The organism is Bradyrhizobium sp. 26S5 (genome assembly GCF_036923295.1).
Taxonomy (GTDB): domain Bacteria; phylum Pseudomonadota; class Alphaproteobacteria; order Rhizobiales; family Xanthobacteraceae; genus Bradyrhizobium; species Bradyrhizobium septentrionale.
On sequence record NZ_CP145948.1, the window covers coordinates 7,688,303 to 7,703,978 of the forward strand.

General features: G+C 64.0%; 14 protein-coding genes. 5 read left to right on the plus strand and 9 right to left on the minus strand.

What is annotated here, in order from left to right:
* Positions 1-167 precede the first annotated feature (167 nt).
* Positions 168-1,034: an SDR family NAD(P)-dependent oxidoreductase gene (locus V5279_RS36215; protein WP_338691766.1), complete on the plus strand. Its 867-nt coding sequence runs from the start codon at positions 168-170 to the stop codon at positions 1,032-1,034.
* Positions 1,035-1,249: 215 nt separating this feature from the next.
* On the opposite strand, the gene V5279_RS36220 is transcribed toward V5279_RS36215, so the two are convergent.
* The 4 genes from V5279_RS36220 to V5279_RS36235 form a co-directional block, all read right to left on the minus strand.
* On the minus strand, positions 1,250-2,098 hold the full coding sequence (locus V5279_RS36220) for an FRG domain-containing protein (RefSeq protein WP_338691767.1): 849 nt from the start codon (positions 2,096-2,098) through the stop codon (positions 1,250-1,252).
* A 111-nt stretch (positions 2,099-2,209) separates the two neighbouring features.
* Positions 2,210-3,016: a lytic murein transglycosylase gene (locus tag V5279_RS36225; RefSeq protein ID WP_338691768.1), complete on the minus strand. Its 807-nt coding sequence runs from the start codon at positions 3,014-3,016 to the stop codon at positions 2,210-2,212.
* A 92-nt stretch (positions 3,017-3,108) separates the two neighbouring features.
* Entirely contained in the window at positions 3,109-3,738 is a 630-nt protein-coding gene (locus V5279_RS36230; RefSeq protein WP_338691769.1) for a hypothetical protein, read from the minus strand.
* A 100-nt stretch (positions 3,739-3,838) separates the two neighbouring features.
* Complete coding sequence (locus V5279_RS36235) at positions 3,839-4,249, minus strand: ester cyclase (RefSeq protein ID WP_338691770.1); 411 nt, start codon at positions 4,247-4,249, stop codon at positions 3,839-3,841.
* 452 nt (positions 4,250-4,701) lie between these two features.
* On the opposite strand from V5279_RS36235, the gene V5279_RS36240 reads away from it, so the two are divergent.
* The 3 genes from V5279_RS36240 (at position 4,702) to V5279_RS36250 (ending at position 7,917) form a co-directional block, all read left to right on the plus strand.
* Complete coding sequence (locus V5279_RS36240) at positions 4,702-5,904, plus strand: tetratricopeptide repeat protein (RefSeq protein WP_338691771.1); 1,203 nt, start codon at positions 4,702-4,704, stop codon at positions 5,902-5,904.
* Positions 5,905-6,529: 625 nt separating this feature from the next.
* Positions 6,530-7,519, plus strand: coding sequence for a CHAT domain-containing protein (locus V5279_RS36245; protein ID WP_338701579.1), 990 nt, complete (start codon positions 6,530-6,532; stop codon positions 7,517-7,519).
* A 161-nt stretch (positions 7,520-7,680) separates the two neighbouring features.
* Positions 7,681-7,917, plus strand: a complete 237-nt coding sequence (locus V5279_RS36250; RefSeq protein ID WP_338691772.1) for a hypothetical protein — start codon at positions 7,681-7,683, stop codon at positions 7,915-7,917.
* A 132-nt stretch (positions 7,918-8,049) separates the two neighbouring features.
* Here V5279_RS36250 and V5279_RS36255 read toward each other — a convergent pair whose 3' ends face one another.
* From V5279_RS36255 to dnaG, 3 genes are all read right to left on the minus strand, one after another.
* Complete coding sequence (locus V5279_RS36255) at positions 8,050-8,433, minus strand: hypothetical protein (protein WP_338691773.1); 384 nt, start codon at positions 8,431-8,433, stop codon at positions 8,050-8,052.
* A 559-nt stretch (positions 8,434-8,992) separates the two neighbouring features.
* On the minus strand, positions 8,993-11,119 hold the full coding sequence (rpoD, locus tag V5279_RS36260) for an RNA polymerase sigma factor RpoD (protein WP_338691774.1): 2,127 nt from the start codon (positions 11,117-11,119) through the stop codon (positions 8,993-8,995).
* 250 nt (positions 11,120-11,369) lie between these two features.
* Positions 11,370-13,388: a DNA primase gene (dnaG, locus tag V5279_RS36265; protein WP_029082031.1), complete on the minus strand. Its 2,019-nt coding sequence runs from the start codon at positions 13,386-13,388 to the stop codon at positions 11,370-11,372.
* Between the two features lie 208 nt (positions 13,389-13,596).
* Between dnaG and V5279_RS36270 the strand changes: the two genes are divergently transcribed.
* Positions 13,597-14,151 (plus strand): chlorite dismutase family protein, encoded by a 555-nt coding sequence (locus V5279_RS36270; protein ID WP_166298578.1) that lies wholly within the window; start codon positions 13,597-13,599, stop codon positions 14,149-14,151.
* A gap of 128 nt (positions 14,152-14,279) precedes the next feature.
* Here V5279_RS36270 and V5279_RS36275 read toward each other — a convergent pair whose 3' ends face one another.
* Positions 14,280-14,678: a gamma-glutamylcyclotransferase family protein gene (locus V5279_RS36275; RefSeq protein WP_166298579.1), complete on the minus strand. Its 399-nt coding sequence runs from the start codon at positions 14,676-14,678 to the stop codon at positions 14,280-14,282.
* A gap of 183 nt (positions 14,679-14,861) precedes the next feature.
* The gene (locus V5279_RS36280) at positions 14,862-15,674 is read right to left on the minus strand and encodes a transglutaminase-like domain-containing protein (protein ID WP_166298580.1); all 813 of its coding nucleotides are present in this window, start codon (positions 15,672-15,674) and stop codon (positions 14,862-14,864) included.
* Positions 15,675-15,676 lie beyond the last annotated feature (2 nt).

Below are 15,676 nucleotides of genomic sequence, written 5' to 3' on the forward strand. Positions count from 1 at the left end.
GAATATCCCATGGCTGGGCCTCCCTTTTGATTGCAGTTTTTCAGAGCGAGCACGGGTTCAATGCCTAAAATCACTGGATGGTTCGGTTCCAATTTGAGAAAAGTGGGGACAGCCGCCGTGTTCCCGCACGGCCACCGCGCCCCCTGTTGAGATGGAGCTGACCCGACATGACCGCGATCGCTGGATCCGCCGCCGCCGTGACCGGAGCCGCCAGCGGCATAGGCCGCGCGCTTGCGCTCGAACTTGCGCAGCGCGGCTGTGATCTGGCGCTCGCCGACCGCGACGAGGCCGGCCTGCAGTCGGTGGCTGCCGAGATCGCGAAAGCAGGCCCGCGCAAGGTCAGCGTGCACCGTCTCGATGTCAGCGAGCCGGAGCAGATCACGGCGTTCGCGCACGCCGCCGTATCAGCGCATCCCGGCCTCAACATCCTCGTCAACAATGCCGGCGTCGGGCTGCTCGGCGAGTTCGGCGAGATCGGGCAGGCGCAGATGGAGTGGCTGTTCAACATCAATTTCTGGGGCGTGGTGCACGGCACCCGCGCCTTCCTGCCGCTTCTGTCGCGGCAGCGCGAGGCGCATATCGTCAACATCTCCTCGATCTTCGGCATCCTCGCCCCGCCCGGCCAGAGCGCCTATTGCGCGGCCAAGTTCGCGGTGCGCGGCTTCTCGGAAAGCCTGCGCCATGAGCTTGCGGTGGGGAACAGTCCCGTCCGGCTGTCCGTGGTGCATCCCGGCGGCGTCGCCACCAACATCGCGCGCAACTCGCGCACCGGAAGCGGCATCACCGACAATGCCCGCCGCGCGCAATCGATCGAGCGCTTCGATTCGCTGGCCAGGACCACGCCGGCCGACGCCGCGCAATGCATCATCACCGGCATCGAGAAAAACCAGCCGCGCATCCTGATCGGCAAGGACGCTCGCCTGATGGACCTTCTGCAACGCTTCCTCCCCGGCACCTACTGGAAGGTGATGCAGCGGCAGATGGAGAAAACCGCAGCGCGGCGGATGGCGCGGGATGCGGCGCGAGCGAGTTGAATGCGCGACGGCAGCGCGCAAGGGCGCCGCGTACACCATCGTCGTCCCGGCGAAAGCCGGGACCCATAACCACGGGGGTTGGTTGTTGAAATCCGCTGGGGCCACAGCGTCGTACATAACGGGCATTCGTGGTTATGGGTCCCGGGTCGCGCTTCGCTTGCCCGGGACGACGCTCAGGGTGTTGCAGCATGTGAGTCACGCCCCCGCAGCTCGCCTCACCCGCCCAACTGCTTCTTCACCCCAAGCGCCAACCGGAACAGCGGATCGCTCTTCTCCGACGGATAGAGCGCGCTCTTCGTCACCTGCGGAAAATTGTCGTTCTTCCAGAACGACGCCGGCGCGAACGCGAATTTTGCGACCAGCCGCCGGCCGAAATCCATCTCATAGGGAAAATAGTTTTCCTTCTGCGCGGTGCCTGACATCTCCGGATACTCGCCGAGCAGATAGCCCTCCTGGATATGCGGCCGCACCGCCGACGGCGGGCAGACGCTGGAGAGGCGCACGATCTGCAGGCCGGCCTCGGCGCTGGCGGTGATCGCGCCGCTCAAATTCGGCACGCCGAGCACATAGAGGAACGCGGTGCCGGTCTCCGCCAGCGAAGCGAACGACGCAGCGATCCGGATCGAATGGGTGACGTCGAGCAGCGGCGTGGTGCAGACCTCGTAGTGCTGCAGGATCGACCAGCGCAGGATGCGATGCCGCTTCAGCCGCTCCAGCCCGAGCAGCTTTGCCTTCGCATACTCCGCGATCAGGACCTGCTCGGCACGAGCGAGCGTCGCGAACCGCGCCACCAGCGTCGCCTGATCCGGATTGCCATGGCCGCTGCGAAACAGCGTCGGCTTCAGCGACGAGTTGCGCTTGACGTTCCTGAAGTCGGCGCCCTGGCCGCGAAACAGCAGCACATGGTCGCGGTTGAGGAATTGCAGCTCGGCGATTTTTGTGGCGAGTTCGAGATAGGAGCCGACGCGATGGCCCGGCCCCTCCCGCACCGCCGCGTTCTTCGCGATCTGGCATCCGCGGCGGTCGAAGAACGACCAGATCTTTTGGCTGCCGATGGTTTCCATGGAGGGCCACTCATTCCGTCATTCCGGGGCAGCCCGCAGGGCTGAACCCGGAATCTCGAGATTCCGGGTTCGCGCTTCGCGCGCCCCGGAATGACGACGGCGGGATATTCCTCACCGCCCCACGAGCTGATCGGCAAAATACCCGATGGTCTTGCGGTAGATCACCGCCCTGTTCCACTCGCGCATCGCCTCGAAATTGGCGCTGCCTTCGCCATAGGGCGCGCCCATCTTGAAGCCGTTGGTGTGCAGGAGGTTCGCGGTCGAGGCCAGCACGTCGGCGACCGAGTGGCGCAGGTCGACGTGGCCGTCGCCGTCGAAATCGACGCCGTATTTGATGTAGGACGACGGCAGGAATTGCGTCTGCCCGATCTCGCCGGCATAGGCGCCGATCATGTCGTTCAAACGAAGATCGCCGCGCTGCACGATCTTGAGCGCCGCCAGCAGCTCGCCCTGGAACAGGTCGGTGCGGCGGCAATCATGCGCCATCGTGGCGAGCACGCGGAACACCGGCAGCTTGCCCATGTCGCCCTTGCCGAAATCGGTCTCCAGCCCCCAGATCGCGACCAGGATCTGGCGCGGCACGCCGTATTGCTGCTCGATCTTCGACAACAGCGCGGCGTGACGCTGCAGCATGGCGCGGCCGCCATTGATGCGCCCGGCACCGACGCGGGTTGCGACATACTGCTCAAAGGTCTTGTTGAAGGTGTAGCGCTGCCGCCGGTCGAAGGCGAGCACCCCGCCATCCTGCTGCACCCCGCCGAGCGCCGACGAGATCACGTCCTGCGAAATGCCGGCCGCCGCCGCCTCCTGCGAGATGGACTGGACGAAGGTGGGAAAACTGCCGCCGCAGCGGGCAGCATAGGATGGGGTGGCAAGCAGCAAGGCGCCGAACACAACCGCTAAACGACACCTGAGCATGCAAAAATCCCCCTGCTTCGAATGGCCGATCATGCCCGGTAAAACCAGGCCCGTCAAAATAGTCGCTGTGCAAACCAGCGCGGTCGATCTCCCTACCAACCTTCGGTCACGAGATAGAAATGACCGTCGAGTTTCCTGACTGTAATTGAGAAACCTGAAGAGGGGTCCAACGCTGAGCACAGGGGCGTGCCTGGGCATCGCCGGTTCGCCCGATCGTGCCACGCAAGCGAGCGCTGTGCAGGCGCGCGGGCGATTTCGTCAGCCTCGTCAAAAACGAGCGTATAGATGAAGTTTGCAACGCCGACCCCGCCGGTTTGCCCCCAATCGAACGTCGCCAGGCGGGGCTCACCCGCCTGTGGGAGCTTCTCGACCTGCGCGATATAGTAGTGCCTTCCGATCTCAAAGCGTATCAGCTCGGAGCTAATGCCGGCCGCTCGCGCGCCCGCGAAGATGAGACAGGCAGCGATCGGCGCCACAAGGATTGAGGTCACGCGCCGCCACCGCCACCGCCAAAGATTGCGGATCAGAGCGGCCGTGCAATAGACCGTGACGGCGATAGCCGGCAAGAAAAGCACCGGTACCAGTGCCAGATAAAGATTGAAGATGCGGTCCAGATCGCGACCGAATGCAAAGAGAAGCCCGACCAGCATCACCCATATGAAGTATGTCAAGCTGAACCGGTCGGCCGCACCCGGCTTTTGATACGAGATGTTGCGCGTCATGGGTTCGGGACGGTCGGATGGCTGCGCCGGTCGGTGATGCACGCCGCGCAGGCTGGCGGCGGATCAGGGTCGCAGCGCGGCGGAGTTGTGCAGATTTCCCTCAATCCCTGAGCTGCTGCTCCAGCCCGGCGAAATCAATCTCGGCCCAGCGCTCGGAAATCCTGCCGTCCCGGATGCGCCAGAACGTCATGCCGCGGAATTCGACGTGGCGGCCGGTTGGGGCAATGCCGCGCCACGGGCTGCGGTGCCGGCCGCGCCAGACGAAGCGGCCGGCGACGATGTCGCGGTCGGCCACCAGGCATTCCGCCACCGCCGACAGGTCGCCGAAGGTCTCGTGCAGCGCAGCCGAATGCGCGATCACCTCCTCGGCGCTCATCCGCTTGCCCGCCGCATGGTCGAAGAAGTCGGGCGCCAGCTGCGCGCAGATCGCCTCGGGATTATGCCGGTTCGTCACGGCGTCATAATGCGCAAGCACGAGCGCCTTGTTGGCGTCGAGGGTGGCGTTGGACATCGGCGATCGGCTCTCAAAAATGAGAAGTTGTAGTAAAGGCAGGATGCGCCTCATACGCGAATCGGACGTAGACACGCAAGTGACGATGGTCAGAAAGATCGGGGCTTTCGGCCCGCGCGCGTTTCGAGCCCGATGCGAAAGGCGGTTGCCGGCAGGCCGTTCATCTGCGGGCGGTAACATCGTCCGATGGCAGGCAGCGCCGCCGGCATGCAAGCGACGCCGCGCCCAACCAACTGGGAAACCGTTCGGGGCACGGCGGATGAACGCCGAAGGCACCGTCCGCGACCAACGAGGACACATGCGGCGAGACGGTTCCGCGCTAACGCGCGACCGTCCGCCGTGTCTTGTTCATGCAAGGCTGCGCCGCTAAAGCAAGGCCGGCTGGCTGCAACGACGCTGTCATTCGGGCGACACCATCCGATGACGGACTTCACGACGAGGATGTGCTGCCGATGACATCAGCCGGAGGATTTGTGCGCGCGCGCCGGGCTGCCGCATCCGTCGGCATCGTCCTCGCGCTCGGCGCGACCTTCGCCGGAGCAATCGACACCGCCGCCGCTCAGGACTCCCCCGCCAAACGCGCGCCGGCGCAGAGCGCAGGCAGCGCCCAGGCGATCACCGCGCAAATGAACAACGCCATCGCGCTGACGCGCGGCGGCAAGATCGACACCGGCTATGCCCAGCTCAATGCCGCGCTCGACGCCGCGGACAGACTCGACGACGCCCAGTTCGTCATGAGGCAATATTACCAGGCGACCGCCACGCTGCGCGCGGTGAAGCGCGACGATCTCGCCGAGAAATTGTTCGCACGGGCGCTGCAGGGCAAGGCGGCGGCGCAATCGCCGCCCGGCAATGCCGACGTGCTGCTGTCATACGCCATCCTGATATCCGACCACGCCAGGATCGCGGAAGCGGTGCCGCTCTACATGAAGGCGATCGCGGCCTACAACGCCTATTGGGGCGAAGGCTCGGAGGAATCGCTGATCGCCAACGACAAGCTCGCGGTCGCGCTGTCGGCCAACGGCTCGGCCGCTTCGGCGACGAATTTGGGCCGGCACAATTTCGAGCTTTCGGAGAAGGCGCTGGGGCCCGACCACCGCACCACCTGGAAGCTCGCCAACAATTATGCCGACATGCTGCGCGAGATCGGCGCGCCGGCGAAGGCGCTGGAGCTCGATCTGTTCGCGATCGAGAAGCGCGCCAAGCATTATGGCGAGAACCACCTCAACACGCTGGTGACGGTCAACAATGCCGGGCAGGATTTTCTCAATCTCGGCCGCTTCGACGACGCCCGCCGCTATTTCCGCCGGCATCGCGCGATCGCGACCGTGCTGGCGCCGAAGGATCCGACGTTTGCGGGACAGGCCGACGCGTGGCTGTTCTACACCGACATGCTCGCGGGGCGATGCCGCGATGGCCCCGACCGATCTGGAGCGGCTGGAGGCGATCGTTGCCAACGAGGAGAATTTCGCGGATTTCCTGCGCATCAAGGCAGCTGGGCTGGCCGCCGGCAAACGCGAGCAGCGCGGCGAGCCCGACAAAGGCATGCGGCTGCGCGAGACCGCGCTTGCGATCTCGACGCGGGCCTTCACCGCGCAGCATCCGGTCAGCTTCGAGATCAAGCTCGGCATCGCGACCGCGCTGATCGCTGTTGATCCGAAGCGCGCGCTACAGGCCTTCACCGCGCTCGATCGCGAGATGTTCGACTGGATGAAGCGCGAGGTCGGCACATCAGGCGATCGCGCCGTAGCCGAAGCGATCCGCGCCCATGCCGACCATCTCTTGTTCGCGTTCGGCCGCTTCGCCGCCGGCGCCGATTCAGCGGTGGCGCAGCCGGCCTTTGCGAGCGCCGTGCTGCGCTGGAAGTCGCTCGGCGGCGGCGACGCCACGGCGCTGCGCCGGCTCGAGACGGAGGTCGCCGGCAAGGATGCGGAGACCGCGGCGCTGGTGCGCACGGCGCTGCAGCTCAATGGCGAGAAGCAGGAGCTGTTCTCCTCGGGCAATATCGACGACTGGGCGCGATCGGCGTGGCAGCGGCAGGACGCGGCCGAGAAGGCGCTGAACCAGCGGCTCGATGCGATCGGCGCAAAATTGCCGCGCGATCCGCTCCGCCCCGCCCAGTTGCTCGCGGGCGATGAAGCTGTCGTCAACTATTTCATCACGCGGCAATGGAAGGCGGATCGCCAGTCGAAGCAGCCGCTGGCGGCGACCGTGCTGTACGCCATCGTCGAGACCGCGCAGGGCGCGCCGCGCGTGGTCGATCTCGGCGATCCCGGCCGGATGGTCGATACCGGGGTGCGGACCGAGATCGCGCGGCTGCGCGCGACAAAGACGACCGTGCCTGATCTCGATGCCAGGCCACTCGATGCCAAGCCACTCGATGTCAGGGGCCGCTTCCAGAACCTGCGCGAGCGGCTGTTCGCGCCGCTGGAGCCGCTGCTGAAGGACAAGACCACGCTCTACGTCGTGCCTGATGGCTTCCTGTTCGCCGTGCCGTTCTCGCTGCTGCCTGATGCCGACGGCGGCCTGCTGGAAGACCGTTACACGATCCGGATGCTGACCAGCCCCGACGCGCTGATCGCGATCCATGCCCGCGAGAAGCTCGACACGACCGGCGCGATGCTGCTCGCCGGCGGCATCGAATACGGCCAGCCGGGGCCGATGCCGCTGCCCGGCACAAAGATCGAGATCGAGGCGATCGCAAAACTTGCCCGCGGACGCGGCGCGCCGGTCGAGATGCTGAGCGGACGCAGCGTCAGCGAAAGCACGTTGCGCGAGACGATCGGCAAGGTCCGCATCGCGCATCTGGCGACGCACGGCTTCTATCATGACAGCACGGCCTCCGGCCTCGACACGCTGTGGCAGAGCGGCATCGTGCTGTCGGGCGCCGGCGACAGCCGCTTTCCGCTGCGCGACGACGGCGACGGCTATCTCTATGCCTTCGAATTGATGGACTGGGATCTGTCCGGGCTCGATCTGCTGGTGCTGTCGGCCTGCGAGACCGGCCGCGGCGACGAGAGCTTTGTCAGCGGCCTGCGCGGCCTGCCGACCGCGCTCGGCATCGCCGGGGCGCGCCGCGCGCTGCTGACGCTGTGGCCGGTCGCCGACGAAGGCACCGCGAATTTCACCGTGCGCTTCTATGAGCACCTCGCTGATGGACTGACCTATTCGGACGCGCTGCGCCAGACCCGGCGCGACGCGCGCGACGGCAAGATCGCCGGCGCCCGGGATTCCAGCGTGTGGGCGGCGTTCGTGCTGTTCGAGGGCTGAGGCGGGCGCCTGATCGCACGGCTGGCGCGCGGTCCGAAATGAGCTGTGGGTTGCGGTTTACATGTCGCAAGACCGTCACCGTGCAATGGTGCAAGGCAGATCGGCGCGGAAATCCGCGTGATTTGCTTTGACAGCGCTGCCGGTATCGGGGACAAGCCGCCATGCCGAAAAAACCCGGAACCAATCCCAAAGGCGAATTCGCCTTCTTCAACGTCTTCTATGAAGACGGCTCGCAGCGCTCCAACCGCCGCGTGCCATCGGAGCTGCTGGGCGGGCTCGACGGCGACGAGCCGGTTCGCGCCTTCCTGCGCGACCAGGACCGCGAGATCGCCGAAAAGGGCGGCCGCCCGCCGCTCGAGATCAAGACCATCGAGCGGGTCGGGGCGAAGAAGAAGTAGCCGACGTCCTGAAGCATCAAGGCCGCTCGCCTTCAACACTTGGTGGACCCATCGCTCGGACGATTTCAGGCCGACGATCGAGACTTACGGCAGCATTTTGCGTGAGAACCCATCTAGTTAGGTAGTTCCTAGTCAAGGAACTGAGAGGGCGTAATATTCATCGGTCAGCGCCCAATTGTGCACCTTCTTGAGGTTAGCGACCGCCGTGGGCGCAATATCGGGATTATTCAACAATGATAGCAACATCAGAAATTTTGGATGAGAGATTGCGTTCGGTAGAGAGGAGTTCTTAGCCAGAATGAAAGCCTTGATTGCGCCGTACCCGACCGTCCCACTGGAAAGATCATTGTGAAATTGCAGAACGGATGCAGACCAAGCGTTTCCAGCTCGACGGACGATGGCCTCGAATTTTATTCGAAGCGGAGAACCAACAAACCGCGGGTAAAGCCCGGCAACCAATCTCGAGAGATGTTCTTGCGTTACCCAAAGTGAAACCGTGCTCTCGACCAAACTCATGACCTCGGTATCAGAGCCATATTTCGAAAGTAACCAAAGCTTTGAATAGAGACCCCAGCTAGAGGTGTGACCCGAATCTCGGCCCAAAGCGCATCCGAGAGCGTTTGGAGTATTAGCGCGTCCTTGACTGATGGAATGACTAGCTGACGGCAAAGCCCTTTGGATTTCTCAGAAAGAAAGCGGGTCGGGCTATTTGGAATGTATGCGCCCGTCAGGACTTCGGCCTCAATAGTCGTACAGATCGCATTCAGACGAACGTGAAAGTCTAAATTCTCGATCGAATCTGGAATTGGCTGGCGTCGCATTGCATCACGCACCCTCGCCTTCCAAGTAGTTTTGAGCCGCGAAACGTTTATGACGTCACGCAGGCTTTTTGCTTTGATAGGAAATTTGGGCGAATGCATCCTATGTCAGTCGCGGTAGAATTATTAATGCTCAACTTTTGCGTGCAGCTAACCAGAAAAGAAAGACGGGCCGAAGCCCGCCACTTTGATCGCGAACTACATTGTCTTGCTCCCAGACGCCGCACTTTGCGCGCGGCGCTGGAAACCTAATCGAATCAGTTATCCAGGAAGCTCCGCAGCTTGCGCGACCTCGACGGGTGCTTCAGCTTGCGCAGCGCCTTGGCTTCGATCTGGCGGATGCGCTCTCTGGTGACCGAGAATTGCTGGCCGACTTCTTCCAGCGTGTGGTCGGTGTTCATGCCGATGCCGAAGCGCATGCGCAGCACGCGCTCCTCGCGCGGGGTGAGCGAGGCCAGCACGCGCGTGGTGGTCTCGCGCAGGTTGGACTGGATCGCAGCATCAATCGGCAGGATCGCGTTCTTGTCCTCGATGAAATCGCCGAGATGCGAGTCTTCCTCGTCACCAACAGGGGTTTCGAGCGACAGCGGCTCCTTGGCGATCTTGAGGACCTTGCGGACCTTCTCCAGGGGCATGCCGAGCTTCTCGGCGAGCTCTTCCGGGGTCGGCTCGCGGCCGATCTCGTTCAGCATCTGGCGCGAGGTGCGGACGATCTTGTTGATCGTCTCGATCATGTGCACGGGGATGCGGATGGTGCGGGCCTGGTCGGCGATCGAGCGGGTGATCGCCTGCCGGATCCACCAGGTAGCGTAGGTCGAGAACTTGTAGCCGCGGCGATATTCGAACTTATCGACCGCCTTCATCAGGCCGATATTGCCTTCCTGGATCAGGTCGAGGAACTGCAGGCCGCGGTTGGTGTACTTCTTGGCGATCGAGATCACGAGCCGGAGGTTGGCTTCCACCATCTCCTTCTTGGCCTGACGGGCCTCGCGCTCGCCCTTCTGCACGCCGTGCACGATCTTGCGGAATTCGCCGATCTCAAGGCCAGTGAGCGCCGCCAGCGACTGGATTTCGTGGCGCAGGTCCTTGATGCGGTCCTTCTCGTGATGGACGAAGTTCTTCCAGCCCTTGGCCGACAGCTTCGAGACACGGTTGAGCCAGCGCGGATCGAGCTCCGAGCCCTGATAGTTGCGAAGGAAATCCTCGCGCGCCACGCCGTGGCTGTCGCCGAGACGCAGCAGGCGGCCTTCGAACGAGACCAGCTTCTTGTTGATGTCGTAGAGCTGCTCGACCAGCGAATCGATGCGGGCCTGATTGAGGCGCAGCGACTTCACCTCGACGATGATCTCGTCCTTCAGCTTCTTGTACTTGCGCTCCTGCGAGGGCGACAGCGACTCGCTCTGCAGCTGGTTGGCGATGTCCTGCTCCTGCAGGCGGCGCAGCTTCTTGTATTCGGACGCGATCTTGTCGAAGGTTTCGACCACCTTCGGCTTCAGCTCGGCCTCGATGGCGGCGAGCGACATCTGGTTCTCGAACTCGTCGTCGTCCATGTCGGCTTCGGCCGCGGCCTCGCCGGGATCCTTCTCCTCGGTGGCGGCTTCGCCACCAGCAGGCGCGGCGCGGAACGGGGTCGGCGACGGCGGCGCGGCGGGCGGCGCGACAAGGGCGGGCGCGGCCGCGTCAGCGCCGTTGGCTTCGGCGGCAGCGCCCTCGCCGGCGTTGTTGCCGATCAGGTTCGGATTGATGCCGCCCTTCGACTCCGGCCCGGCATAGGTGGCTTCGAGATCGATGATGTCGCGGAGGAAGATCTTTCCTTCGTTGAGCTCGTCGCGCCAGATGATGATGGCCTGGAAGGTCAGCGGGCTTTCGCAGAGGCCCGCGATCATCGCCTCGCGGCCGGCCTCGATGCGCTTTGCAATTGCGATTTCGCCCTCGCGGGAGAGCAATTCCACCGTGCCCATCTCGCGCAGATACATCCGCACGGGATCGTCGGTGCGCTCGCCGGGCTCCGATTTCTTGACCTCGGTGACGGCCTTCTGCGTGACTTCGACAAGCTCGTTGTCGGTCTCGTCGTCGCCGTCGTCCTTCTCGTCCTCGCCTTCGGAGTCGTCAGCCTCGGTGACGTTGATGCCCATGTCGGACAGCATCGACATGATGTCTTCGATCTGTTCGGGCGAGGTCGTATCGGAGGGAAGCACTTCGTTTAGCTGATCGAAGGTCACGAAGCCGCGCTTCTTGGCCTGCTTGATCATCTTCTTCACCGCGGCATCCGACAGGTCGAGCAACGGCGACGGCGCGTCAGCGGAATCCTTCTCAGGAGCGTCCGCTGCCTTGTCGTCTTTTTCCTTGTCCTTAACCTGAAGCGTCTTTGCCTTGGTGGCCATTCACTAAGCTCCCGAAACGCGGTCGTGCAAAATGGTGCCACGCACGCATGTTTGCACGCTATCTAGAATTACTCTCGACGCACAAAGGGCGGCGCAACAAATCGCCACCCCTGTCATCCGTCTCGATGGTTTCCATCTGCAATAGCCGCGAGGCTATTAAGTTTCGCTTAACCCTGTTTTTGCAGCCAAACCATGGATTTGGCGAGTCTTTTTGCGGGTTCGGCCGGCGCCGTCCGCAGCATTTTTGTTATCAGACATTACGCTGGAACCGGCCCGATAATTCCCCGAACCCCTCGATCAGGGCTTCGGTCCCATCGGCTTCTGCCATCCGGGCCTGGATATCCTGCAACCATGCCAGATTGGCCTCGCTGGAGTCCTCAGCCAAGGCCACTTCCGCATCTTTTCTCTCCCTAAGTAGGGCGTGGGTTTTCTGATGCAAGGCAACGAGTTGACGCCAGGTCGATAAAACATCCTCGCGCGCTGCGCCGATCTGCGCGCCCCACACCGCCTGGGTTGTGATTGATCGATCAACCCTTTGAAGAATCTGTAATAATCCGCCTGCTTCGAGGTCGGCCCGCATCTTTTCGGCCTGCTCCTCGACATCAGGGGAGTGGTGATGGTCGTGGGCAAAGGCCGCGATGATGGCCGCCCGCAGCTTGTGGACCTCGGGATGGGCGAGCTCGAGGGCGGCGACCTCCTCAAGATGGTCGTGCAGCAGCCAGGGGTGGTTGATCAGGGATTGCAGGATCAGCGCCTCGCGGCGGGAGATCGCGCTGCGCTGGCCGCGCATGATCGGGCTGTTGGCAAGCTGAGGGCTCGCCGCCTGATAGGGCCCCCGTGAAATCCCGGGGGTGACGCCGCCTTTGGCGCCAAACCGGCTAGCTTGGCCCCCTTGGGCCGGGCCGCGGGGGGCAAACTGGCGGGGTGATTCGCCGCCCCGGCCGCCGCCGAAATTGCCCCTGCCGTAGCCGCCGCGGCCATAACCGCCGCGGCCGCCCTCCGGGGCAAAATTGCGTTGCAGCCGCTCCTGCAGGTCCTGGCGATAATAGCGGCGCACCACCTCGTCGCGGATGCCGTTGGTCAATTCGCCGATCCGCGCCTCCAGTGCCGCGCGGCGCTCCGGCGTGTCGAAATTGCCACCCTCGATCTCGCGCGACCAGATCATCTCGGCGAGCGGCCGCGCGGCTGATATCACGTCCTCGACCGCGCCACGTCCGCCGGAGCGGGCGAGATCGTCGGGGTCCTGGCCTTCCGGCAGCAGCGCGAAGCGCAGGCTTTTTCCCGGCTTGAGCTGCGGGAGGGCAATGTCGGCCGCACGATAGGCCGCCTTCTGCCCGGCGCGGTCGCCGTCGAAGCAGAGGATCGGCTCGTCGACCATCTTCCAGAGCAGGCCGAGCTGGTTCTCGGTCAACGCTGTGCCGAGCGGCGCGACGGCGCCGGGAAAGCCCGACGTGACCATCGCGATGACGTCGACATAGCCCTCGACGACGATCAGCTGTGCGCCGTCATGCGCGGCCTGCCGCGCGGTGAACAGATTGTAGAGATTGTCGCCCTTGTGAAACAGCGTGGTTTCCGGCGAGTTCAGGTATTTCGCCGGAACGTCCTTCTCCAGCGCGCGGCCGCCGAACGCGATGACGCGGCCGCGGGCATCCGTGATCGGGAACATGACGCGGTCGCGGAAGCGATCAAACGGCACCGGCTTGTCCTCGCCGGACACCAAAAGCCCGGCCTCCACCATGTCCTCGGTGGAGATGCCCTGCCCGCCGAGATGCTCCTTCAGCGCGAAGCGGTCCGGCGGCGCATAGCCCATCCGGAACTGGAGCTGGGTTGCCGGCGAGATGCTGCGGTCGGCGAGGTAGCCGCGCGCCTTGGCGCCGTTGCGCGAGGCCAGCGTGTCGGCGAAGAATTTTGTCGCGAGTTCCATCACGTCGTGCAGGGTGCGGCGATGCTGCTCGTGCCGCGCCGCATCGGGCGTCACAGCCGGCAGCGGCACACCGGCCATCGCGGCAAGGCGTTCCACCGCCTCGGGGAACGTCACGCCCTCGGTCTTCATCAGGAAGTCGAAGATGTTGCCGTTCAGCCCGGACGAAAAGTCGAACCAGGCCTGCTTCTGGTCGTTGACGAAGAACGACGGCGTCTTCTCCTGCTGGAACGGCGACAGCCCCTTCCACTCCCGCCCGGCCTTTTTGAGCTTGACGCGCCTGCCCACGACTTCCGAGACCGGAAGCCGGGCGCGCAACTCATCGAGGAATTCGGGCGTGAAACGCATCAGTTTGATTCTGGGCTCGGGCGACGAATCGCGAACAACCGGTTAGCCATATAGCGGGACGGCCCGGCATGACGAACAATGTGGGGCTTTTCCGGGCTATTCACAGGCTGGTCTGTCGGGCCCGGTCGAGCGGGCTACCCCCAAATCCACGGTGGAGAGCCGTTTCGGCCAACTTGAACCTTCCCCGCTTCCGGGATTGGATAGCGCCATGTTCACGACGTTCAGAGGCGGACAGAGCGGCGGCTGGAAGGTCACTTCCATCACGCGGGTGAAGGGCGAGACCTTGCCGAAGGTCGAGGCGCTCTCGGTGATCTCGAGTGACGCGATCGCGCTGCCGCTGTTGCCGGCGCAGACCTCCTGGCGGCTCGCCGGCGTCGCAAGCCATCTGCGCTACACCGAGAAGGAGGAGCGCGAGAAACTCATCGCCGTGCAGGCCGCACTCGGCCGCAGCGAGGCGACGCATGCGGCGCTGATCCCGATCAGGAAATCGGCTGCCTGGTGGGAGCTCACGCAGGAGGAGCGCCGCAAGATATTCGAGGACAAGTCGCACCACATCGCAGACACCATGAAATTCCTGCCGGCGATCGCCCGCCAGCTGTTTCACGCCCGCGACCTCGGCATGCCCTTCGACTTCCTGACCTGGTTCGAATTCGCGCCCGAACATGTCAGCCTGTTCGACGAACTGGTCGGCGTGCTGCGCGCGACCGAGGAATGGACCTTCGTCGAGCGCGAGGTCGACATCCGCGTGGTGCGGGAAGTGTAAGCCCTTGCCCCGGACGCAGCGCGGCACGCAGTGATGCGCTGCTGAGCCGGGGCCCATGATCGTGACACAAATGGGCCCCGGTTCTGCACAGCGGCACTTCGCGCCGCAGGGCGCCCGGGACACGAGCGTCAATGCTCGAGAAACTTTCCTGACGCGATCCGCGGCAACTCCGTGACCGGCCAGTTGTAGAAATAGGTCCACGCCTCGCTCGCGCTGCCGTCGGCGCGCGTGACCTTCAGCATCTCGCGGACATATTCGGTCGGCGGCGGAAACCCTTCGCCGCAGGCTTCGTACATGTCGAACTCGCGCAGCATGGCCTCGCGCTCGCGCAAGCGGAACAATTCACCGTGTACGATGTCGGCGGGATCGTCCGATGCCACGAGGCCCGGATAATGCTTCACCAGATAGAGCCGGCCGCAGCACTGCGCCGGCCCGAGGAATTCGGCATTGCCCGCGAGCAGCTTCGCCATCGGATGGTCGAAGCCGCGCATCAGCGTGCCATAGACGAAGAGAAGATCGGAGATCATGTGAGTTCTATGTCATTGCGAGCGAAGCGAAGCAATCCATCGTGCCACGAAATGGATTGCTCGCTGGCGATCTCCCGTCATCCTGAGGAGCGCGGAACGCGCGTCTCGAAGGATGCACGGCCCGGCTGGTGGCCGTCGACCCTTCGAGACGCGCTTCGCGCTCCTCAGGGTGACGGCTCTACATCAAGCCGCCGCCACCTCATCGGTCATGACGACGAACTTCGCCAGCGTCATGCGGCCAAAGCTCGTGGTGAGGGCTACGTCGGCGGCGTCGCGGCCGGTCGCCATCAGGATGCGGCCGATCCGCGGCGTGTTGTGGCGGGCATCGAAGGTGTACCACTGGCCGGACAGATAGACCTCGAACCAGCCGGAGAAATCCATCGGCGCGGGATCCGGCGGCACGCCGATGTCGCCGAGATAGCCGGTGCAGTAACGCGCCGGAATTCCCATGCAGCGGCAGAAGGTGAGCGCCAGATGCGCGAAGTCGCGGCAGACGCCGGCGCGGCTTTCATAGACGTCGTGCGCCGACTTCATGTGATGGGCGTGCTCGTAGCCGAACGTGACGTGGCGATGCACGAAATCGGTGATCGCCTGCACCCGGGCCCAGCCGGGCTGTGTATTGCCGAACAGCGACCAGGCGATATCGGTCAGCTTGTCGGTCTCGCAATAGCGGCTCGGCATCAGATAGAGCAGCATATCATCAGGCAATTGCTCGATCGGGACCTGCTGCGCTGCCGGATTGACGACGTCAGCCAGCCCGGAATCGCGCACCAGTGCGCTGCCGCGGAAGGTGACGCCACCGGCGGGCGCGACCAGACGCCCACAGACATTGCCAAAGCCGTCGCGATACAGGCCGAACGGCACGTCTGGCTCGGTCACGATCTGCTCTGTACCTACGATGTCAGCGTAGCGCGACGGGTGGATCGACAGCATCATCACCATCGGCGTCGGCTGCGGAGCCGTGTAGGTGATCTCGAAGCCGACCCTGATCTGCATCG